The 22379-nt window shown below is 56.9% G+C and carries 15 protein-coding genes and 1 riboswitch; of the genes, 4 read left to right on the top strand and 11 right to left on the bottom strand.

The window, feature by feature from the left end:
* Position 1: 1 nt before the first annotated feature.
* From M2Q46_RS14980 to coaE, 5 genes are all read right to left on the bottom strand, one after another.
* Positions 2-3106, bottom strand: a complete 3105-nt coding sequence (locus M2Q46_RS14980; protein WP_035270387.1) for an efflux RND transporter permease subunit — start codon at positions 3104-3106, stop codon at positions 2-4.
* The gene (locus tag M2Q46_RS14975; RefSeq protein ID WP_302357585.1) at positions 3103-6189 is read right to left on the bottom strand and encodes a multidrug efflux RND transporter permease subunit; all 3087 of its coding nucleotides are present in this window, start codon (positions 6187-6189) and stop codon (positions 3103-3105) included. Before M2Q46_RS14975 ends, M2Q46_RS14980 begins: the two co-directional genes overlap by 4 nt.
* Before the next feature lie 3 nt (positions 6190-6192).
* Positions 6193-7464 (bottom strand): efflux RND transporter periplasmic adaptor subunit, encoded by a 1272-nt coding sequence (locus M2Q46_RS14970; protein ID WP_302357584.1) that lies wholly within the window; start codon positions 7462-7464, stop codon positions 6193-6195.
* A gap of 222 nt (positions 7465-7686) precedes the next feature.
* The gene (zapD, locus tag M2Q46_RS14965) at positions 7687-8442 is read right to left on the bottom strand and encodes a cell division protein ZapD (protein ID WP_026484449.1); all 756 of its coding nucleotides are present in this window, start codon (positions 8440-8442) and stop codon (positions 7687-7689) included.
* Positions 8443-8492: 50 nt separating this feature from the next.
* Positions 8493-9095 (bottom strand): dephospho-CoA kinase, encoded by a 603-nt coding sequence (gene coaE, locus M2Q46_RS14960; RefSeq protein ID WP_009458744.1) that lies wholly within the window; start codon positions 9093-9095, stop codon positions 8493-8495.
* Positions 9096-9229: 134 nt separating this feature from the next.
* On the opposite strand from coaE, the gene M2Q46_RS14955 reads away from it, so the two are divergent.
* The gene (locus M2Q46_RS14955) at positions 9230-9868 is read left to right on the top strand and encodes a hypothetical protein (RefSeq protein ID WP_009458742.1); all 639 of its coding nucleotides are present in this window, start codon (positions 9230-9232) and stop codon (positions 9866-9868) included.
* Between the two features lies 1 nt (position 9869).
* On the opposite strand, the gene M2Q46_RS14950 is transcribed toward M2Q46_RS14955, so the two are convergent.
* From M2Q46_RS14950 to M2Q46_RS14935, 4 genes are all read right to left on the bottom strand, one after another.
* Positions 9870-10145, bottom strand: a complete 276-nt coding sequence (locus tag M2Q46_RS14950) for a response regulator transcription factor (RefSeq protein ID WP_035270375.1) — start codon at positions 10143-10145, stop codon at positions 9870-9872.
* A gap of 752 nt (positions 10146-10897) precedes the next feature.
* Complete coding sequence (gene panC / locus M2Q46_RS14945; protein WP_009458740.1) at positions 10898-11746, bottom strand: pantoate--beta-alanine ligase; 849 nt, start codon at positions 11744-11746, stop codon at positions 10898-10900.
* 11 nt (positions 11747-11757) lie between these two features.
* Positions 11758-12600: a ScpA family protein gene (locus tag M2Q46_RS14940; RefSeq protein ID WP_009458739.1), complete on the bottom strand. Its 843-nt coding sequence runs from the start codon at positions 12598-12600 to the stop codon at positions 11758-11760.
* 45 nt (positions 12601-12645) lie between these two features.
* On the bottom strand, positions 12646-12837 hold the full coding sequence (locus M2Q46_RS14935; RefSeq protein WP_009458738.1) for a DUF3460 family protein: 192 nt from the start codon (positions 12835-12837) through the stop codon (positions 12646-12648).
* Between the two features lie 76 nt (positions 12838-12913).
* Here M2Q46_RS14935 and M2Q46_RS14930 point away from each other — a divergent pair, with 76 nt between their 5' ends.
* The gene (locus M2Q46_RS14930; protein WP_239054687.1) at positions 12914-14347 is read left to right on the top strand and encodes a DHA2 family efflux MFS transporter permease subunit; all 1434 of its coding nucleotides are present in this window, start codon (positions 12914-12916) and stop codon (positions 14345-14347) included.
* Between the two features lie 63 nt (positions 14348-14410).
* Here M2Q46_RS14930 and M2Q46_RS14925 read toward each other — a convergent pair whose 3' ends face one another.
* Positions 14411-15250 (bottom strand): helix-turn-helix transcriptional regulator, encoded by an 840-nt coding sequence (locus tag M2Q46_RS14925; RefSeq protein WP_251196795.1) that lies wholly within the window; start codon positions 15248-15250, stop codon positions 14411-14413.
* Between the two features lies 1 nt (position 15251).
* On the bottom strand, positions 15252-19025 hold the full coding sequence (metH, locus tag M2Q46_RS14920) for a methionine synthase (protein WP_251196794.1): 3774 nt from the start codon (positions 19023-19025) through the stop codon (positions 15252-15254).
* A gap of 142 nt (positions 19026-19167) precedes the next feature.
* A riboswitch (cobalamin riboswitch) is annotated at positions 19168-19333 on the top strand.
* Between the two features lie 69 nt (positions 19334-19402).
* Between metH and M2Q46_RS14915 the strand changes: the two genes are divergently transcribed.
* Both M2Q46_RS14915 and M2Q46_RS14910 read left to right on the top strand, forming a co-directional pair.
* The gene (locus M2Q46_RS14915; protein ID WP_251196793.1) at positions 19403-21247 is read left to right on the top strand and encodes a TonB-dependent receptor; all 1845 of its coding nucleotides are present in this window, start codon (positions 19403-19405) and stop codon (positions 21245-21247) included.
* A gap of 187 nt (positions 21248-21434) precedes the next feature.
* Positions 21435-22376, top strand: a complete 942-nt coding sequence (locus tag M2Q46_RS14910; protein WP_302357580.1) for an ABC transporter substrate-binding protein — start codon at positions 21435-21437, stop codon at positions 22374-22376.
* Positions 22377-22379: the final 3 nt, after the last annotated feature.

The raw sequence follows: 22379 nt of genomic DNA, 5'->3' as shown, positions 1-22379 counted from the left end.
CTTATATATTCAAAGTTGTCTGGTTCTTGCGGCGCATGAAGCGATGGCGCAAACGATCCAGATAAAGATAAACCACCGGCGTGGTGTACAAGGTCAGGATTTGACTGAGCACCAAACCACCCACAATGGTGACGCCCAAGGGCTGGCGCATTTCCACGCCCGGCCCGGAGGCCAGAATCAAAGGAATAGCACCAAAAATGGCGGACAAGGTCGTCATCATGATGGGGCGGAATCGCACCAAGCAGGCTTCGTAAATAGCTTCACGCGAACCCATGCCGCGCTCACGCTCCATTTGCAAGGCGTAATCCACCATCATGATGGCGTTCTTCTTGACGATACCAATCAGCAAGAACACCCCGATCATGGCAATCAGGTTGAACTCGCCACTGGTCATCATCAGGGCCAGCAATGCCCCAATCCCAGCCGAAGGCAAAGTGGACAGAATGGTGAGCGGGTGCATATAGCTCTCGTACAACATCCCCAGCACGATATACAAAGCCACCAAGGCGGCCAGGAACATCATGGGTTGCTTGGCCAGGGCATCGAGCATCTGCGCCGTATTACCTTCAAACCCGGCCTGGATCTCGCGTGTAGGAAGCTGAATACGAGCCATGGCCTGCTCAATGGCCGCCGTTGCCTGACTGAGGGTGACGCCTTCGGCCAAACCGAAGGACACAGACTCGGCCACCAGCAAACCCATATGGTTAATGCTGCGCGGCGCGGTGCCGGTCGTAAAGCGCGTAAAGGCAGACAAAGGAACGCGGGTGCCGTCTTTGGCAACGACCTCGATTTCCTTCAGAGACTCCAGATCCTGCGCAAAACGCGGCTCCACTTCCATGACTACGTAATACTGGTTCAAGCGGCCAAAAATCGTGGAAACCTGACGCTGGGAAAAGGAGTTATTCAAGGTCCCCGCCACCATGGACATATCAATGCCCAGGCGCGTGGCCATATCGCGGTCAATTTCCAGCTGGACCAGGCCTGCCTTATCGTCCGTGCCAGTGTCCACGTCCACCAGCTCTGGCAATTCAGCCATGGCTTGCTGAACCTTGGGCAACCAGGTTTTCAACAGCTCCAGATCACTGCCCAGCAAGGAATAGTCGTAAGAGCCACTGCGCCCACCGCCCCCGCTACCGACCGGAATATCCTGCTGCGGCACCATGAACATGCGCGCCCCCGGCGTGGTAGATAAAGGCTCGCGCAGACGATTCACAATATCCGTCGTGCTGGCCTTGCGCTCGTCCATAGGCTTGAGTTCAACCAGAATAAAGGACGAAGTGCTGCCACTGCGGCCACCGGCAAACACGGCCACCGAACGAATGTCCGGGTCCTGATTCAGGATGGAACGGAAGTATTCCAGCTTGGGCACCATGGACTGGAAGGAGGTTCCCCTGTCGACCCGGAAAAAACCCATCAACTGGCCAGTATCCTGCTGCGGGAACAGTCCCTTGGGCACCACGGCGTAGAGGTACACATTCAGGCCAATTGTGACGAACAAGGAGAACAACATCAGTCGATGGTGCTTGAGCGCCCACCCCAATGAACGACGGTAGCCACGCCAGCTGACACTGCCTATCCAGCCCAAAAAGCGGCTGATAGGGTTGGTGGACTCATGCTCTTGCGGCCCAGGACGCAGCAGGCGCGATGACATCATGGGAGTCAGCATCAAGGAGATCACCAGGGACACCAGCACGGCGGTACACAAGGTGACGGCAAACTCCATGAACAAGCGCCCCGCCAGCCCCCCGATCAACCACAAGGGAATGAACACGGCCACTAACGACAAGCTCATGGCTGTGACGGTAAAGCCCACCTCCCGCGTCCCGCGCAAGGCTGCCCGCATAGGGGACAAGCCTTTTTCCAGGTAACGCATAATGCTTTCCAGCACCACGATGGCGTCATCCACCACAAATCCGGTAGCGACAATCAGGGCCATCAGGGAAATGGTGTTCAGCGTAAAGCCGAACAAATGCATGAAGGCAAAGGTACTGATCAAGGACGCCGGAACGGCAATGGCCGGAATTAAAGCAGCGCGCCAGTTTCGCAGGAACAGCAAGACCACCAGCACCACCAGGGCCACCGCAATAATCAGTGTCAGTTGAGCCTCTTCCAGCGTGGCGCGAATACTGGGCGTACGATCCTGAGCCACTGTCAATTGCGCCTGGCTGGGCAGCATTTCCTCGATACCAGCCAGGCGTTCACGAATGGTATTGACCGTCTCGATAATATTGGCGCCCGCCTGACGACGCACAATCAACAGCACCGCTTCCTGGTTATTCCAGTAACCCATGCTGTGAATGTTCTCAACAGAGTCCTCGACCTTGGCCACATCTCCCAAACGGATAACCTGCCCGTCCTGATTCTTCAGAATCAAGGGGTCAAAAAACCGTGCCTGGTTGTACTGCTTGCCCGAGTTGATCTGCCACTGGCCCTGCTCACTTTCCAGGTAGCCATTAGGACGCAAACTGTTGGCGTTATTGATCACCGAACGCACATCGTCCAGCGCAATGCCAGCCGAGGCCAATGCCTTGGGATTCAATCCCACCCGTACCGCTGGCAAGGAGCCACCGCCCACGTCTACCGAACCCACGCCCGGAATCTGTGCCAGCTTCTGCTGCACAATGCCGCTGGCCATATCAAACAGCTGGGCCTTGTTTGCCGTCTGCGAGGTCAGCGCCAGCACCATGATAGGCATGGACGACGGGTTGACCTTCTCGTAGGTGGGCACGCTGGACATGCCCGAAGGCAACATGGGCCGGGCCTGGTTGATAGCGGCCTGCACATCGCGTGCAGCCCCTTCAATATCTCGGTCCAGTTCAAATACCAGCATGATCTGGGTGGAACCCTCGCTGCTGCGAGAGCTCATTTCCGACACCCCGGCAATAGAACCTAAAGCCTGCTCCAGTGGCGTGGCCACACTGGAAGCCATGGTTTCAGGGCTGGCACCGGGCAAATTGGCCGAAATCGCAATCACCGGAAAATCCATTTCCGGCAAAGACGCCACGGGCAAGAGCCGCAAGGCCAATGCGCCCACCAAGACCATCGCCAGTGCCAGCAGGCTGGAGCCCACTGGCCGGAAGATAAACAGCCCTAACAAGCGTTTCATGTCGACTCGCGTACCGACTTGGCGCCATTACGGGTAAAGCGGTCAAAAAACAGATAGATCACGGGAGTCGTGAACAAGGTCAGCACTTGGCTAGCCAATAGCCCACCCACCATGACCAGTCCCAAGGGCTGGCGCAGCTCTGCGCCAGAGCCGGTAGCCAGCATCAAAGGGATAGCACTGAACAAGGCCGCCAGAGTCGTCATCAAAATGGGGCGGAAACGCAGCAAGGCGGCTTGATGAATGGCCTCTTGCGGTTTCATGCCCTGCTCGCGCTGCGCCTCCAGGGCGAAGTCGATCATCATGATGGCGTTCTTTTTCACGATACCAATCAGCAGGATGATCCCGATCACCCCCACCATGTCCAGATCCCGCCCGGCTAACAGCAAGGCCAGCAACGCCCCGATGGCAGCCGAAGGCAGGGTCGACAAAATGGTGATGGGGTGGATATAGCTTTCATACAAAACACCCAGCACGATGTACATGGTCAGCACGGCGGCCAACATCAGCCACAGCGTGCTGGACAAAGAGGCATGGAAGGCCTTGGCGGCACCCAGGTAGCGGGTATCCACCGAGGATGGCATACCGATCTGGTCGGGCACGGTTTCAATGGCTTCAATGGCGTCGGACAAGGAGTAGCCATCAGCCAGGTCAAAGGACACGTTCACGGACGGGAACTGTCCCAAGCGCTCTACCGATAGCGTTGTGGGAACCAGTTGAATGCGCGCCAGGGAAGTAATCGGCACAGGTGTACCTGCCGCTGTCATTACATGAATATTTTCCAGATCCTGCGGGCCTTGGCGATATTGATCCTTGACCTCCAGCACGACACGGTACTGGGCAGACTGCGTGTAGATCGTGGAGATCAAACGCTGTCCGAACGCGTCGTACAGTGCATCATCGATATTTGCCTTGGTCACGCCCACACGGGCTGCCGCATCCCGGTCTATATCCAGCAGCACTTGCAGGCCATCGTTTTGCAGGCTCATGGATGCATCTTTAATCTGCGGCAAGGCGTTGACGGCATCCAGCCAACGCGGCATCCAGGTCGTCAGCACCTCTGTTTCCGGGTCCGACAAGGCCATCTGGTACACATTACGGCTGATCTGATCGTCTACCGTCAGCTCCTGAATGGACTGTTGGTAAACCGACAAACCGGGAATATCTTTCAGACGCTCATCGAGCCTGGCCATGATTTCATTGGCGCTGGCCCGGCCTGAACCAATGGGCTTCAAAGCAATTTGCAGACGGCCATTGTTCAAGGTGGCGTTCGTGCCATCTACCCCGATAAAGGACGTGACGGCTTCCACATCCGGATCTTCCAGCACAATCGCAACGGCTTGCTGCTGCAAATTCCCCATAGCGCGGAACGACGCGGTTTGCGGTCCTTGGGTAATCGCCTGAATCAGGCCGGTATCCTGTTGTGGGAAAAAGCCTTTGGGGACGATCACGTACAGCAGGCCCGTCAACACCACTGTGCCCAGAGCTACCCACAAGGTCAGCGTCTGGTGGCGCAGCACCACAATCAGGCCACGGTCGTAAGCCGCAATGATGCGGTCCATCTGATCGCCCAACCAGGTCGTGAAACGGCCATACTGGCGCTCGTCCTCGGACTTGAGCATACGCGCACACATCATGGGCGTGAGCGTCAGCGAAATGAACAGGGACAGCAGGATGGCGACGGCCAGGGTAATGGCAAACTCACGGAACAAACGGCCGATGACATCACTCATGAACAGCAACGGAATCAGCACTGCGATCAGGGAGATGGTCAGTGACAGCAGGGTAAAGCCAATTTGCGCCGCGCCCTTCAAAGCGGCCTGCAAGGCGGTTTCGCCCTTTTCGATATAGCGGGCGATGTTCTCGATCATCACGATCGCATCATCAACCACAAAGCCGGTGGCAACCGTCAAGGCCATCAGGGTCAGGTTATTGATACTGAATCCCCACATCAGCATGATGGCAAAGGTGGCGATCAGGGAGATAGGCACGACAACGCTGGGAATCAGCGTAGCCGTCCAGGTGCGCAGGAACACAAAAGTCACCAGTACCACCAGCACAATGGCCAGCATCATTTCCTTTTGCACATGGTCAACCGAGTCCCGAATGGTCTGGGTGCGGTCCGTGGCGACTTCCACATCCACACCGACCGGCAAGGAACGGCGTATCTCGGGCAGCAGGCTTTGAATCTGGTCCACTACATCAATGACGTTGGCGCCAGGCTGACGCTGAATATTCAGCAAGATCGCAGGCACAGTCCCCATCCAGGCGGCCTGACGCACATCCTGCGCATCCCGCACCACCTTGGCCAGTTCGCCCAGACGCACGGCAGCACCGTCCTTGTAGCTGACGATCAGATTTTCATAATCCTGTACCGTTTTCAGTTGTTCATTGGCACCGATGCTGGTGGAACGCTGAGGCCCATCCAGATTGCCTTTGGGTTGGTTCACGTTGGCCGCGACCACCGCCTGCCGCAGGTGACTTAAGGTCAGATTGCGGACGGCCAAGGCGTTGGGATCAGCCTGAATGCGCATGGCTGGTTCCTGACCACCCGCAATGCTGACCAGTCCGACACCCGTCACCTGCGAGAGTTTTTGTGCAACCCGCACATCAATCAGGTCGCGCACCTCGTGCAGGGGCATATTGGGGGAAGTCACCGCCAAAGAAATAACCGGGGTATCAGCCGGATTGACCTTGTTATAGATAGGCGGTGCAGGCAAATCATTGGGCAGCATATTGGAGGCGGCATTAATCGCCGCCTGCACCTCTTGCTCGGCCACATCCAGTGGCAAGCCCAAATCAAACTGCAAGGTAATGCGCGATGCCCCGCCCGAGCTGGACGAAATCATCTGCGACAGGCCCGACATGCTGCCGAAGCGCCGCTCCAGCGGTGAAGTGATCAAGGCCGCCACTACATCCGGGCTAGCGCCCGGATAGAGCGTGACCACCTGAATAGTGGGGTAATCCACCTGCGGCAAAGCGGCTACGGGCAACATGCGATAGGCCAGCAAGCCGGACACCAGCAAGGCCACCATCGCCAAGGTGGTAGCCACCGGGCGCAGGATAAAGATACGCGACATGCTCACGGCTTACTCGCTTGCAGGACGTGGACGGCGACCCTCACCCGGACGTTTGCCTTGCTCTGGCTTGTCGGCGGCATCATCGGGCGCAGGCTTTTCCTTGGCCTGACCATCTTGCTGCATCACCTCGACCTCCGAGCCTTCACGCAAACGGTCAGTCCCTTCAACCACCACACGATCGCCCTCTTTCAGGCCGGTTTTAATCAAGGTCAATTCCAGCGTGGCCGTACCCAATTCCACCACCTGGATATGGACCTTGTCCTCGGCATCCAGGGTGTACACATACGTGCCCACCGAACCCCGTTGCACCGCGTGCGATGGGATCAGCAAGCCTTGTTCCTGGCCCAAAAAGACACGGGAATTGACAAACTGATTAGCAAACAAGGTTTCATCGGCATTATCAAATTCGGCCTTCACTTTCAGCGTGCCGGTATTGATGTCGATCTGGTTATCCAGTGCCTGCAAACGGCCCTTGTCCGACAAGAGCTGTCCCTTGCTGTCGATCAGGGACACCCGCAAAGGCGATTCGCTTTGTTTCATGGCCTCCAGCAGGCTGCTCAATTGATTCTGCGGCAAGGAGAACTCCACGCCTATGGGATCCGTCTGGGTAATGACGACAATCCCATCAGTACTACCGGCAGACACCAGATTGCCCTGATCCAGCTTGCGCAAACCCAGGCGGCCATCCAAAGGCGCCGTAATACGAGTGCGATCCAGCTGGACCTGCGCACGGGCCACCTCTGCTTGATTGGATTTGATCTGTGCCTGCAGTTGCTGAACGGCCGTTTCCTTGGTTTCCAAGGCCTGGCGAGCAATAGAATTCTGTTGAAACAGGACGCGGTGGCGAGCCAGTTCCTGCTGCGCCCCTTTGAGCTGAGCCTGATTCTGCGCCAATTGGCCACGCGCCTGATCCAGTTGCACCTGATAGGTACGCGGATCAATCTCGGCCAGCAAATCGCCGGCCTTCACACGTTGGCCGTCCTTGAAGTGGATGCGTTCGAGCACACCATCAACTTCACCGCGCACGGCGACTGTTTGCAAAGGCTTGACCGTGGCAATCGCATTGACCGTTTGGTCGATCAGGCCTTCCTTGACCGTGGACACCTGCACCGGGACTTTAGTCGCCCCCATCATGCCGCGAGGCCCGCGCATGGGAGTGGACGTGCTGGAAGGGGAAGACAGGGCGTAATAAACGAGGCCTGCTGTCACCAGCAGCCCCACCACCACCCAGACATAGAAGGATCGGGACCGCCGACCTCTGCCTGTGTTCAACTCCGACATGAATACTCCCCGGCTAAAACTTGATTGTCTCTATGCACGGTCTAAATCAGCGTTTAAGCACTACCGATCGTGACGGCGACACGCATTATGCAGCCAAAACACGATAGCAATTAGTTTCAAACGATAAAGAGATACAAGCGCTGACAAAACCGCATCCCTGCTAGACCACGCTGGCACAGCAAGTATAAAAGCGGCAGTCTGAACCTTATATGAACAGCGTTTTCAGCCGAAGTTGCAACGGGCCAGCCTGAAGGGGATATCCCCCGTCACGGCCTGCGGTTTCAATTGATTATCTTGCTGCACAAAGCGTATCCAGATGACGTAGCGGTTAGCGCTCATTTCCGGATAGATGCACGCACCGGCGTCCACCCACACCCGCAGCAACTGGAAGGTCTTGCCTGCCAGCATTTCTTGATAGGAACCGTCACGGGCCAGTTGGTCTGCCGAGTCACCCGACTGACGCAGCAAGCGCAAAATCAAGGCCAGACCTTGATACAGTGGCAGGAAAGACTCGGACCAACGGCGCAAATCCTGGACACGATCGGCATCGGGGCGCTGTTGCCAGGAATAATAAGAAGGCATGTCCACCTGCGACGTACCACCGGGCACAGCAACCCGGCCCCGCAAACTGGCCAACCATTCATTTTCACGCAGGCCCTGCCCCACCCGTCCCTGGGCCGAGAGGTCAGCAGAAGCGCGCACAATTTGTTCAATCATCTTGTCCAGCGCCTGCAACTGAACACCGGGGTGTTCACGCAGCGCAGCCAGCGCCACGCGCTGACGCTCCAGGTCTTGAAGAACAGCAGAACGCAAATCGGTTCGATCCGAGATGTCCAGTAAATCAAACAAAGTCGCTACAGCGATCTGATGCGAGTACGCATCCTGGTTGGCCGAAAAATGAAACAGCCTATCGAACAAGTATTCGACTCTCAGTAAAGCCCGGACACGCTCATTGCAGGGGTATTCGTATAGAGTCACGCGTTTAAAAACCTTTTTCTGTCGACTGGAGGGTCAGACACGTCGTGTTGTCAGGCAGTCAAGGCACACCAGCGTTGGTGTACTGCTCGCGCCCGCTCTTCCAACAGGGGCAAAGTCGTCTGCCCGTCATTCAGAACCACGTCGTCGGCCACATCCAGGCGCTGCTGACGTTGCGCCTGTGCTGCCATGATACGTTCAATTGTGGCCACTGCCAGCCCGTTGCGCTTTTGAACACGCTCGATCTGGGTCGCTTCATCACAATCCACAACGCAAATCCGGTCCACACGGTCTCGCCATCGTCCTGATTCCACCAGCAAGGGTACAACCACAACAAGATAACATCCTTGCGCTTTCAAGGTCTGTGCTTTTGTTACGTTCCAAATCAGGGGATGAATGATCGCCTCGAGTCGATGACGGGCATCAGGATCGGCAAATACACAGGCCCGCATCCAATCCCGGTCCATGGAACCATCCGCGGCCAAGGCCTGTGCCCCAAAGGCAGCGCGAATCGGCTCAATGGCCAGACCACCGGGCGCGGTCAACTCATGCGCGATGACATCCGTATCCACGACAGCCGCCCCCCAAGAGGCAAAAAAATTGGCCACCTGGCTTTTGCCCGATCCAATTCCACCAGTCAGCCCAATTGTCAGCATGCGCAATCCACGGATAAAAAACAAAACTGTAACGTACCCGCGCCAATCCTCCTACCCTGAATAGACCTGATACTGTCCCGCCGCCCCAGGTCTAGCGTAGAATTCAGCTATCAACCAGTCCACGGAAGCCCGCCATGTCTTTCACCAAGATTTCCCCCCTGCGTTCCCTTACCTTGCTTTCGGTCGTTTTGCTGGCAGCATGTGCCCAGGCACCCGTTCAGCCTACCCCTAACGAGGGTCGTGACTCCACCCAGAAAGACGCCCTGCGCCAAGCGCAAGGTAGCGGCACCGCCCGTGCCCCCTCGCAAATCAATTTAGGCTTCGGTAACCAGGAAGGCCTGCACGCCATTACACCGGCCCGCGCCCAGCAGCCTGCCGCCATGGTCGACCGTAGCGTTCCAGAGCTGGCCGAGCCCAAAACCTTTCTGGGCACCCTGTCCTGCCCACCACAAGGCGGCGCATGTGAGCCCTACAAAATCAGCGTAACCCTGGCTCCTGCTGGCCAATGGCGCTTGCGTGCCACCCCGCTGGGCGCTGGCGAAGAACACCGCATGAGCGGCTGCTGGGTACCTATCGGCACACAGCCTACCCGCATCGCTTTGCTGGCCAACAACGACTCGACCTTGGCCGATCTGAGCTTTGTGAACAACAACGTACTGCGCATTCACACCTTTAACCAGCAACGCCCTACGCTGGAGAGCCACCTGACTCGCCAAGCCGACATCGACCCGATCAGCGAGCTGGACGGCCAGGCCACTCCTGCCTGCCGCTAATCTAAGGCATAGACAGGCTGCCCACCAGGCTGGGCGGCAGCACATCGCGCAAGCCCGGCTCGCTAAACACAAAGCGGGTCAATTCAACCGCATTGCGCACGCGTAACTTCTGAAAAACGCGTGCCCGATGCGCCTCCACCGTACGCTGGGAAATCGCCAATTCAGCCGCAATCACCTTGTTCGCCTTGCCGATGGCGATATAAGACAGCACGTCGCGCTCGCGCGGAGTCAAACTTTCAAACAGCACAGAGGCGGGCAAATGACTATTCAATACCATGTCAGTCTCGTATATCTGTACCAGGCGAACAGGCCGCCTGCGATGTGAAAAATCAACCATAGACAGAGTTTGTCATTTTAGGCAGGGACTACGCGACTGTTAACTTGTACGGGATGTTTTTGTCACAGGACTAATATAGATACACGGTTTTCAATGCGTCGGAAAACCATCTTTTTACGCCTCAAATTGGGGATAAACGCAGACAAAGCTACAGCCTCATCCCCCCAAGAAACACAACAATCACCTGGGTCCCCCCCCCGGATCGGTCAAACACCTCACCACAACGCAACACAACAAACCCGGCCCCATAAACTGCCAGCAGAGATGAGCATTCACGGCCATGAGCCACTCTGACGCGCAGCTCTGGGGGGCGGCGATTCAGACTGCTTGCCGCGGGCGGGAGATAGCGCAGGGATGCAAGCACCCTGCTGTTTGAACCCGACGCTTGTACTTGGTCCGGGGGACCAAGTACCGGGTGAGTTCAGGGTGCGCCCGTAGCTATCTCTCGACAAGGGCACCGGTGCGCAGCACCGGCAAGTAGTCAGCCGCCCCCCAGAGCTGCGCGTCAGAGTGGCGTCTTACTGAGTCCCTCCCTGGCATGAATGGGCCTGAACTGCCACCACCCCAATCAAAGAACCAGGCAAAGACAAAGACAAAGACAAAGACAAAGACAAAGACTGCAAAAATAAACCACGCAGATATAAAAAAAGCACAGTAAAAACTGTGCTTTTCTCACCAAACAACACAAGAAATCAGGCTTTAACCATTTCCAGGTTGTCGATCAAACGCGTCGCGCCCAATTTGGCAGCAGCCAATGCCACCAACGGTTCACCAGCTGCAATTTGCTCTGGCGTCGGTTCCAGCAAATCCGACTGACGACGCAAGGCCATATAGTCCACCTTCCAGCCCAGATCCGTCATCTTCTTGGTCGCATAAGCCTCGATCTCCTCGCGGCTTTGACCTTGCTGCAAACGCTCATTCATTTCCTGCAGTGCGTAATAAATCTGCGGAGCCTGAGCGCGTTCCTCGGGACTCAAATAGCGATTACGCGAAGACATGGCCAAACCATCCTCTTCCCGCACCGTCTCGTGAGCCAGAATCTCTACCGGCAACTGGAACTGACGCACCATCTGGCGCACCACCATCAACTGCTGATAATCCTTCTTCCCAAATACAGCCACACGCGGCTGCACACAGGAAAATAGCTTCAACACAACCGTACACACACCTTCAAAGAAGTCGGGACGGAAGTGGCCTTCCAGAATGCGACCCAAATGATCAGGCGGGCTGACGCGAAAACTCTGTGGCTCGGGGTACATCTCGCGCTCCGAAGGAGCAAACAAAACATACACATCGCGCTCCTGCTCCATCTTGGCCGCATCTTCCTGCAAAGTGCGCGGGTAACGATCAAAATCCTCGTTAGGGCCAAACTGCAGGCGGTTCACAAAAATACTGGCCACCACCGGATCGCCATGCTGACGAGCCAACTTCATCAAGTCCAGGTGAGCTCGATGCAGATTCCCCATGGTTGGAACAAATGCCACGCGTGTCTGGCCCTGGAGCTGATCGCGCAGTTCTTGGATGTTATGGACGACTTTCAAAAAATTCTCCGCTACGGAATAAGATCAGGCCCATCGGCCTGCGCTCGAATATAAGTCAGGCGCAAATAAATAGGAGCGTAGGGCTCGGCCTGCGTGATTTCAAGCAGTGACTCTCGTGCCAATTCCAGCATCGCCAGAAAATGCACGACAAGCACCGCCGCCGGATCACCCTGATCCAGGCGTTCATTAAACAGCTCTGTAAACTCCATGAAGCGCACATGCTGCAAACGTCGCAGAATCTGGCTCATGTGATCGCGCACCGACAACTGCTCACGCGTAATCTTGTGACTGGCATTGAGCTTGGCACGCTTCAAGATGCCCAGCCAGGCCTCGCGCAAATCATCCGCATTCACTTCCGGCGGAATGGCCTCAATAACCAGTTCGGCCTGGGCATTGGCCAGCAGATAATCGCGCCCCATCAAGGGTAGCTCGTCCAGACGACGCGCGCCTTCCTTCATGCGCTCGTATTCCAGCAGCCGGCGTACCAGCTCGGCACGCGGATCATCCACCTCTTCGCCCGTGTCAGCGCGCCGTACTGGCAGCAACATGCGGGATTTAATCTCGATCAGCAGCGCGGCCATCAAGAGATACTCCCCCGCCAGCTCCAGATTGGTGGCGCGGATCTGCTCCACATAGGCCAGATACTGCCCGGTGACCTGGGCCATCGGAATATCCAGCACATTGAAGTTTTGCTTGCGGATCAGATACAGCAACAGATCCAGCGGGCCTTCAAAGGCGTCCAGAAATACTTCCAGCGCATCAGGCGGAATATACAGATCCTGAGGGATCGCAAACAGCGGCTCACCATAAAGACGCGCCAGCACATCCTCGGGCTGAGGAGCTGGCGTATCCACAACAGTCTGCTGTGCGATCTCAGTCACAGGCGCAGGTGTACAGATTTAGTTGTTTTCGTAGTACACGTAAGGTTTCTGAGGCGTGCGAGCAGCCTTGTAACCGTCTTGCAGTTCCTGGTCAATCTGCTTGTCCCACAGACGATAACGGCCTTCACGCTGCCGTGCTTCGGTATCCGCGTTCTGCTCTTTATACTGTTTAAGAAACTGGGTAATTTCGGATTCGAAATTCTTTGCCATAATACCTGTACGCCTAAATAAATTGGATAACAGAAAAGTTTGAGTTTACTGCACCGCACACCAGAGAGTTCGCCGCATGGCATCTGAACAGACCGAAGCCGCCAAACCGGCGACCATGTCCCCTCAAGAGCGTCGAGCCATACGCATTATTCCCTACATTGTGGGATGTGCATTGTTCATGCAAATGCTGGACTCTACGGTTGTAGCCACTGCCCTGCCCACGATGGCCTTGTCGCTGGATACCAGCGTCATCCGCATGAATACCATCATTACCAGCTACCTGCTGGCCGTGGCGGTATTCGTTCCAATCAGTGGATGGGCTGCAGACCGCTTTGGTGCTCGCAAGGTGTTCCTGGCCGCCATTCTACTCTTTACCGCCAGTTCTGTTGCATGTGCCCTGTCCCAGACCCTGTCACAACTGATCATTTCCCGCGTGATACAAGGCATGGCCGGAGCCATGATGGTGCCGGTGGGACGCATTATCTTACTGCGGCGCGTCCCTAAAGATGAGCTTTTAAGCGCTATGGCGGTGCTGACCTTGCCTGCCTTGCTGGGCCCCATCATCGGCCCGCCCGTGGGTGGTTTTTTAGTCACGTACGCCAGCTGGCACTGGATTTTCCTGATCAACATCCCCGTTGGCATACTGGGCATTGCCCTGGTGCTGCGCTATATCCGCGAGGACTACCCCACAGAGCGCCCGCCCCTGGACTGGCTGGGCTTTATCTTGAGCGCCATCTGTCTGGCCACTCTGGTGACCAGCTTCGAGAACGTAGGCCATGGCACCCTGGGCTGGGATACCTTGGGCTGGCTGACACTGGCCGGTCTGGTCGCTGGCGCATGGTACGTCTGGCACTCCCGGCAAGTTGCCTACCCAATAATTGATTTGTCCTTGCTGCGCACCAAAACCTTTGCCATTTCCGTGCTGGGCGGCAATCTGTGTCGTTTCTCGCTAGGCGCTGCGCCCTTCCTGTTGGCCATCATGCTGCAAACCAACTTTGGCATGAGCGCATTATCAGCAGGCCTGATCACCTTCACCGGTGCCATTGGTGCCTTGGGCATGAAACTGGTGGCCCCACCCATCATCCGGCGTTACGGTTTTCGCAAAGTCCTGATCGTCAACGCTTGGCTGACGGGCCTGTTCATCGCCCTGTGTGCCATGTTCCAGGCCACCACGCCCATGTGGCTCATGATTGCCGTCCTGACCGCAGGCGGTTTTTTCCGCTCCCTGCAGTTCACCGCAGTCAACACCCTGACCTACGCCGACCTGGATTCTGAGGCCATGAGCCAGGCCAGCAGTTTTGCTGCCATGGCGCAGCAACTGGCTATCAGTCTGGGGGTAGCATGTGCGGCGGTAACGCTGAATGTCAGTATGGCATTGCGCGGAGCCAGCAGTGTGGAGACTCAGGATACGATCTGGGCGTTTTTGATTCTGGGTGCTATTACCGCCATCTCCAGCCTGTCCTTTGCCCGGCTGTCAGTCAGTGATGGTGAGTCTTTGCAGAAGAAGTAGGCCAGCAAGACTGAAGGAGCAAGGCACGCAGCGGCTCAAGCTGCTGTCTTGCTCAAGCTGCGCTTACGCCGGCTTATCCTCATCCTCCAGCAACATCACCAGCTTGCAATCCGGCCGTATCGCCAGGCGAAAGGTAAATTGCTGAAAGCGGCGCACTCCCTGGCTGGGGTGCCGGAAATCCCGCAAGCCGCCCTCCCGCTCCACCACGGTCTGGCGTCCCCACCAGAAAGCGAATACCTGACTTTGCTGCGCCAACTCCTGGATCAAAGCCTGTATATCGGCCTCGTCCGCATGGGCGCCTACGTCAGCGCGGAACTCGGCCACGACGCGGCTGGCGCGCTGCTCCCAGTCCACCACCAGCTCCCGCGCTGCGGGGTCCAGGAAGATATAACGCAGCAGATTGGGCTGCTCGCTACGGTCGGGCCAGCCATCGAACAAACCCAGCAAAGCTTCGTTGCGGGCCAGTACGTTCCAGCTGCGGTCCAGAATGTAGGCCGGGGCGGAGATGCTATCGACGCATGCGCTCAGGCCTTGCGGCAAGGGTTGAATATCGCCCTGCCAATGCTCGGGATCGGCGCAATCAGCCAGTTCAAACAGATAGTGGCGCTCGGCTCTGGCCAGTTTCAGGACCGTTGCCAGGCGGGCGCAGACCGTGGGGGACACGGTAACGTCGCGACCCTGCTCGATCCAGGTGTACCAGGTGGTGCTGATATCGCACAGCTGCGCCACTTCTTCGCGACGCAAACCAGGAGTGCGACGGCGCACACCGGGGGCCAGCCCCAGGTCTACAGGCTGGATACGCTCGCGTGCATTACGCAAAAATCGTCCCAAAGCCTGACGCCGGGTTTGAGAGGCGCTCTCGGCGCCGCTCGGATTAGCCCCTGTTGGCCCCGTCGTTCCCATATCAGCCTAATACGCCCGACAAGGTGCGGCGTACGTCTTCTTCCGTACGACCACTGCGCTGGATATAGTCTTGCAACTGGTCTTCACCAATATTGCCCACGTTGAAGTACTTGGACTGCGGGTGGCTGAAGTAGAAGCCCGACACACTGGAAGCCGGAATCATGGCGTAGCTGTCGGTGATGAACATCTCGATGTCTTCACACTGCAGGACACGGAACATATCGTGCTTGACTACGTGCTCCGGGCAGGCCGGATAGCCGGGAGCAGGACGAATGCCCTGGTACTTCTCGTCGATCAGCTCTTCGTTGGACAGGCGCTCGTCGGTGACATAGCCCCACAAGTCGGTACGTACGCGAGCATGCAGACATTCGGCAAAGCCCTCGGCAAAACGGTCGCCCAGTGCCTTGATCATCAAGTCCGAGTAATCGTCGCCGGCAGCCTGGAAGCGCTCGGACAGCTTGTCCACGCCAATCCCGCCAGTAACCGCAAACATGCCGATGTAATCGGCCACGCCGCTTTCTTTCGGAGCAATGTAGTCAGCCAGACACTTGCTATCCACGCCTTCACGCTTGACGCCTTGCTGGCGCAGGTTGCGCCAGGTGAACAGGACTTCGCTGCGTGATTCGTCCGAGTAGACCTCGATATCTTCGCCGTTGACGGTATTGGCAGGGTAGAACGCAATCACACCGTTTGCCGTCAGCCAGCGACCTTCAATGACTTTCTTCAACATGGCCTGCCCTTCGGCAAACAGCGTCTTGGCCTGCTCGCCCACCACCTTGTCTTCCAGAATGGCCGGATACTTGCCGAACAAGCTCCAAGTCTGGAAAAACGGCGTCCAATCGATGAACTGGGCAATATCGGCCAAGTCGTAGTTTTTGAAGGTGCGGCGGCCAATGAATTTAGGGCGTGGCGGCACGTAGGTGGACCAGTCGATGGCAGGCTTGTCTTCGCGCGCTTTTTCCAGCGAGATCAAAGGCGTGGCTTTGCGATTGGCATGGCGCTGGCGCACTTGCTCGTATTCCTCGCGCACTTCAGCCAAAAACTCTTCCACATTGTCCGACACCAGTTGGGTAGCCACACCCACGCAGCGGCTGGCGTCCGGAGTATAGATAACCGGGCCGTCGTAATGCGGGGCGATCTTCACCGCCGTATGCACGCGGCTGGTGGTTGCGCCGCCAATCATCAAAGGAATATTGCGCTCACGGAAGTACGGGTCGCGCTGCATCTCGGAGGCGACATAGGCCATTTCTTCCAGGCTGGGAGTGATCAGACCGGACAAGCCCACGATATCGGCCTCCACTTCTTTGGCCTTGGCGAGGATCTCGGCACAAGGCACCATCACGCCCATATTGACCACTTCAAAGTTATTGCACTGCATCACCACGGAAACAATGTTCTTGCCAATGTCATGGACGTCGCCCTTCACCGTGGCAATCACCATGCGGCCTTTGGAGCGCACATCACCACCTGCGGCCTCGATCTGGCGCTTTTCTTCTTCGATAAAGGGAATCAGGTGGGCCACGGCCTGCTTCATCACACGCGCAGATTTCACCACCTGCGGCAGAAACATCTTGCCCTGACCGAACAGGTCGCCCACCACGTTCATGCCGTCCATCAAGGGGCCTTCAATCACGCTGATGGGGCGACCACCCTGGGCATCGATCTTCTGACGAACTTCTTCCGTATCTTCCACGATGAAGCTGGTAATGCCATGCACCAAAGAGTGGATCAGACGCTGCTCAACCGTAGTTTCGCGCCAGCTCAGGTCTTCCTCTTTCTTGGCGCCGGAGCCCTTGACGCTCTCGGCCATTTCCACCAGGCGTTCAGTGGGGGTGCGTTCGTCAGCCGGATCGGTTTTTCCTTTGGGCTCGGCCCGATTCAGGATCACGTCTTCGATCAAGTCGCGCAGATGCGGTTCGATATCGGCGTACACACCCAACTGACCAGCATTCACAATACCCATGGTCAGGCCTTCCTGGATCGCGTAGTACAGGAAGACGGTGTGGATGGCCTCGCGCATGGCTTCGTTGCCACGGAAGGAGAAACTGACGTTGGAAATACCGCCCGACAAGCGTGCGTGCGGCAGATTCTTGTGAATCCAGCCTACCCCGCGGATAAAGTCCAGACCGTAAGTCGCATGTTCGTCCATGCCGGTTGCAACAGCAAAGACGTTGGGGTCGAAAATAATATCCTCTGGCGGGAAGCCAACCTCATCAACCAGCAAGCGGTAGGCGCGTTCGCAAATTTCTACCCGACGCTCGTAACTATCGGCCTGACCTTGCTCGTCAAACGCCATCACAACAATGGCAGCACCGTATTTACGACACAGACGAGCATGTTCCAGGAACGGCTCAATGCCCTCTTTCATGGAAATGGAGTTCACGATGGCCTTGCCTTGAACGCAACGCAAACCCGTTTCGATCACATCCCACTTGGAGCTGTCGATCATGATGGGCACGCGGGCAATATCCGGCTCGGAGGCAATCATGTTCAGGAAACGATGCATACAGGCTGCCGAGTCCAGCATGCCTTCGTCCATATTGATGTCGATAATCTGTGCACCGTTTTCCACCTGCTGACGGGCCACCGACAAGGCTTCTTCGTAGTTTTCTTGCTGAATCAGGCGCAAGAAAGCCTTGCTGCCCGTGACGTTGGTACGTTCACCCACGTTCACAAACAGGGTTTCTTCGTCAATATTCAGTGGTTCCAGACCCGACAAACGGGTTTTGACAGGAACTTCAGGAACAATGCGGGGAGGCAGCTTGCGGCACAGCTCGGCAATGGCGGCAATGTGCTCTGGCGTTGTGCCACAGCAGCCACCCACCATATTCACCAAACCGGCTTGCGTGAATTCTTGCAGCAGGCTGGAGGTATCGGCAGGCGTCTCGTCAAAGCCGGTCTCCGCCATGGGGTTGGGCAAACCAGCGTTGGGGTAGACACACACATAGGTGTCACAAATCTTGGACAGCTCGGCCACGTAGGGACGCATCAAGGCAGCGCCCAAGGCACAGTTCAGGCCAATCGTAATAGGACGGGCATGACGCATGGAGTTCCAGAAGGCCTCCACGGTCTGGCCAGACAAGATACGGCCCGAGGCATCCGTGACCGTGCCCGACACCATCACCGGAACGCGTTCACCGCGTTCATCAAAGACCGTTTCCAGAGCAAAAACAGCCGCCTTGGCATTCAACGTGTCAAAGACGGTTTCGATCAGCAGAATATCGACGCCACCATCCAGCAAGGCACGCACCTGTTCGGTGTAAGCCACACGCAGTTGCTCAAAGGTGACGTTTCGGGCGGCCGGGTCATTAACATCCGGAGAAATAGAAGCCGTCTTGGGCTGTGGGCCCAAAGCACCGGCCACAAAACGCGGCCATTCAGGTTTGCTGAAAGCATCGCGCGCCTGACAGGCCAGTTGGGCCGATGCCAGGTTCAGGTCATAGCTGATGCCCTGCAAATCGTAGTCGCCCTGGGCAATATCTGTTGCACCAAAGGTATTGGTACTGATTACATCGGCCCCGGCGGCCAGATATTTCTCGTGAATTTCGCGGATGATGTCAGGGCGCACCAGCGACAGCAATTCATTATTGCCCTTCACATCCTTGTGATGCTCCGCAAAGCGCTCGCCTCGGAAATCAGCCTCGCCCAATTTGTAACGCTGAATCATGGTGCCCATTGCACCATCCAGAATCAGAATTTGCTGCCCCAAACGGCGCGCAAACTCGGTACCACGCGTATAGGCAGAGATCGGATAAGGCAAAGCAGGATAGGACACTAAAAGCTCCGGAACACGAAACGGGACGTTGACGGCATCTGACAGCAAGAGCCGCGAGAATGGTGGATTGGCGCCACAATTGTAGCGCTTTGTACAGCGAATCCACCCTAAACACTTAACCTTTGCCCCAGCGGCATGTAACATTTTCCGCTCGGAAAGAGGTGCTTTCCGGCCCATGCAGCCCTGGGCCTGGGAAAGTCAAATGGGAAACGTGAGCGGTTCCGCCCTGGAACTGCCAAACGTGCTGCCCCCGCAACGGTACCTGCTACGCGCAAAGCCCGACACCAGCCTGCTTCTCGACCCTGAATTCATGGCCGTCCCACGGTGGGCGGCTTCGCTTACTGATGTGCGGGGACGCACATCTCACAGGAATCTCCATGACACTACTGTCCATCAGACCTTTGATGGTCGCCCTGGCGGGCGCCCTGCCTTTGATCGCCACGGCCCAAACCGCCCCTGTCGCCAAACTGGATCAAATTGTTGTTACCCCTAGCCGCATGGCTCAGCCACTGAAAAACGTGGTGGGTGACGTGACGGTGATTGATCAGGAAACCTTGCAGAAAGCGGGTCAAAGCAGTGTGGCCGAAATTTTGCAACGTCAGCCTGGGGTGGAGATTTACAGCAGTGGGGGCCCGCAGACTACAACGGGCATTTACCTGCGCGGTACCAATCCACAACATACCCGCGTCATGATCGACGGGATGCGCATCAACAGCTCCACCAGTGGTTCGGTGAACTGGCAAGCGATTGACCCCGCCCTGATCGAACGCATTGAAATTGTGCGTGGCGCAGGCAGCAGCCTCTATGGCTCGGATGCCATTGGTGGTGTGGTGAACATCATCACCAAAAAAGGCGGCGGCGACCGTGCCTTGAGCGCATGGGGGAATGTAGGCCTGGGTTCGCAAGACACCTTCAAAGCCAGCGCCGGTTTTTCAGGTGCGACCCAAGGCTGGGACTACAGCCTGGCTTCCAGCTACGGCACCAGCGATGGTTTCAACGCAACCAACCCGCTGTCCTTCAGCTACAACCCGGACAAAAATGGCTACACCCAGCACGGACTGAACGGTTCTCTGGGATATGAATGGGCACAAGGCCAACACCTGGGCATGACTGCCATCAACAGCTTTATGGATGGTCAATTCGACAACGGCCTGTCCGAACGCCGCACCCCCAGCACGCAAACACGTCAGCAAGCCTACGGCCTGACCAGCACCAACAAGCTGTCTGAGTTGTGGACCAGCCGCCTGAGTGCCTCGCTAAGCAAAGAAACAGTGGAAAACCGCGCCTTTGGCTCTCGCTATTCCACACTGCAACGCCAATACAGCTGGCAAAACGATCTGACCGTGGCGAAGGGCCATACCGTCTCCTTGCTGGCCGAGCGTCTGGAAGAGCGCATGACCCACACCACCGTACACAAGGACGACAAGCGCAACACCAATGCCTTTGCCCTGATTTACCGTGGCGATATCAATCAACACCACCTGCAAGCCAGCGTGCGTAACGACAATATCAGTGGCTATGGCAACAAGGTAACGGGTGGCCTGGGCTATGACCTGGATATCACCAGCAACTGGACAGTAGGCGTCGCCGCCAACACGGGCTTTCGTGCACCTACGTTCGCGGACTTGTACTCGCCATACAACTGGGGCTTCCAAGGCAACCCGGATCTGAAACCGGAAAAATCCCGCAACGTCGAAGGCCATATCCGCTACACGGACGATACGACTGAGCTGGGCTTGGTGGTCTACCAGAACCGCATCCGCGACATGATCAACCCTTATGTGTGTGACGCCAACTTCGAGTGCACGACCAGCAACACCGAAAAAGCGCGTATCACCGGCTTGACTTTGACGGCCATGAAGCAACTGGGCGACACCACTTTGAGCGCCAGTGCTGACTTCACCGATCCAAAAGATAGAAACACCGACAAGCAATTGGTGCGCCGTGCCAAGCAAAACTACAAAGTGGCTGTGGAGCACAAGTTTGGTGAGCTGAAAACCGGCGCAGAGTACCTGTTCGCCTCCCATCGCTATGAAGATGCGAAGAACGAACAGCGTCTGGGCAGCTACGGCCTGTTGAACCTGACCGCCAGCTACCCTCTGACCTCCAGTCTGGAGGCCCAACTGCGTTGGAACAATGTGCTCGACAAGGATTACACCTTGGCTCGTGGCTATAACAACGCCGGCTCCAGCGTGTTCCTGAACTTTGCCTGGCGCATGTAATCAGTAAAATCAGCTTCGCTTGATTCTGGCGCGGATCTGCACAAGAGCCGCGCCATTTACTTAAAGGCGCACGATGCCCTCTTTGCCTGCGACTTGTCGTCTTCAGCACTCAAAGCGCTCTGTCTGGAGCGGATTGGGGCTATGGGGTTTGCTTTGCCTGTTCGCCCTGCTTTTGGGATTGCCCATCTTGACGCAAGCGCAGGAGCAAGACCCGCTGCTGTCACAGGAGCAGACTCAAGCACAGCCCGAGACACAGACAAGCACAGAGCAAAGCACTCAAGAAGTACAGAGCAAGCAGCAAGATAAAACGGTACAAAAAGCCGCGACAGGGCAAGCAGTCCAACCCCCACAAACTGTCGCTCCAGCCCGCGCGATTAGTCTGGCCCCTCACATCACTGAGATCCTGTTTGCCGCCGGTGCTCAAGATCATTTGATCGCCGTAGACAGTTCCAGTGACTACCCACCTGCCGCCAAGGATTTGCCCCGCATTGGGGACGCCTTGCGCGTAAACCCGGAACGGCTGCTGGAGCTAAAGCCTGATCAGGTCTGGGCCTGGCAAGCCAACCAGATCGGCCCTGAATTACAGCGCCAGCTACAGCAAACCCATATCAGCCTGATCTTTGCCGCCCCTGAAAAACTGGACGATATTCCCGCCTTTGTCCGTCTGGCAGGAGACAGCCTGGATACGGCGGAGGTGGCCGTGCCGATGGCTGCTTTGCTGGACAATCAGATTGCCGCCCTGCGCCAGAACAGCCGCTTGGGCGAGACGGTCAGCGTGTTTCTGGAAATCGGCTCCGAGCCTTTGTACACCTTGGCGCGCGATCCATTGATTCAAGATGTGCTGACCACCTGCAAAGCGCAAAACATCTACGCTCGCCATGCTGCCGTCGCCCCCACCATCAGTCTGGAAGACGTGCTGCACAAGCGCCCGCAAGTGGTCATCATGGCCTACCGTGATCCGGCCCAACTGCGCGCCCGCCACCTGTTCTGGGAAAAGCATCTGGGGCTAAGTCCCCACGCCTTGCTGAACCTGAACCCGGATGCGCTGTACCGCCCCGGCCCCAGGCTGATAGAGGCTACTCGCGAACTATGCGAGCAACTGGATCGCTATCGAGCCCAGGTATCTTGAGCG

The sequence above is a fragment of the Alcaligenes sp. YSL9 genome (assembly GCF_030515105.1).
GTDB lineage: Bacteria > Pseudomonadota > Gammaproteobacteria > Burkholderiales > Burkholderiaceae_B > Alcaligenes > Alcaligenes phenolicus.
This window is presented reverse-complemented; position numbering and strand designations above follow the sequence as displayed.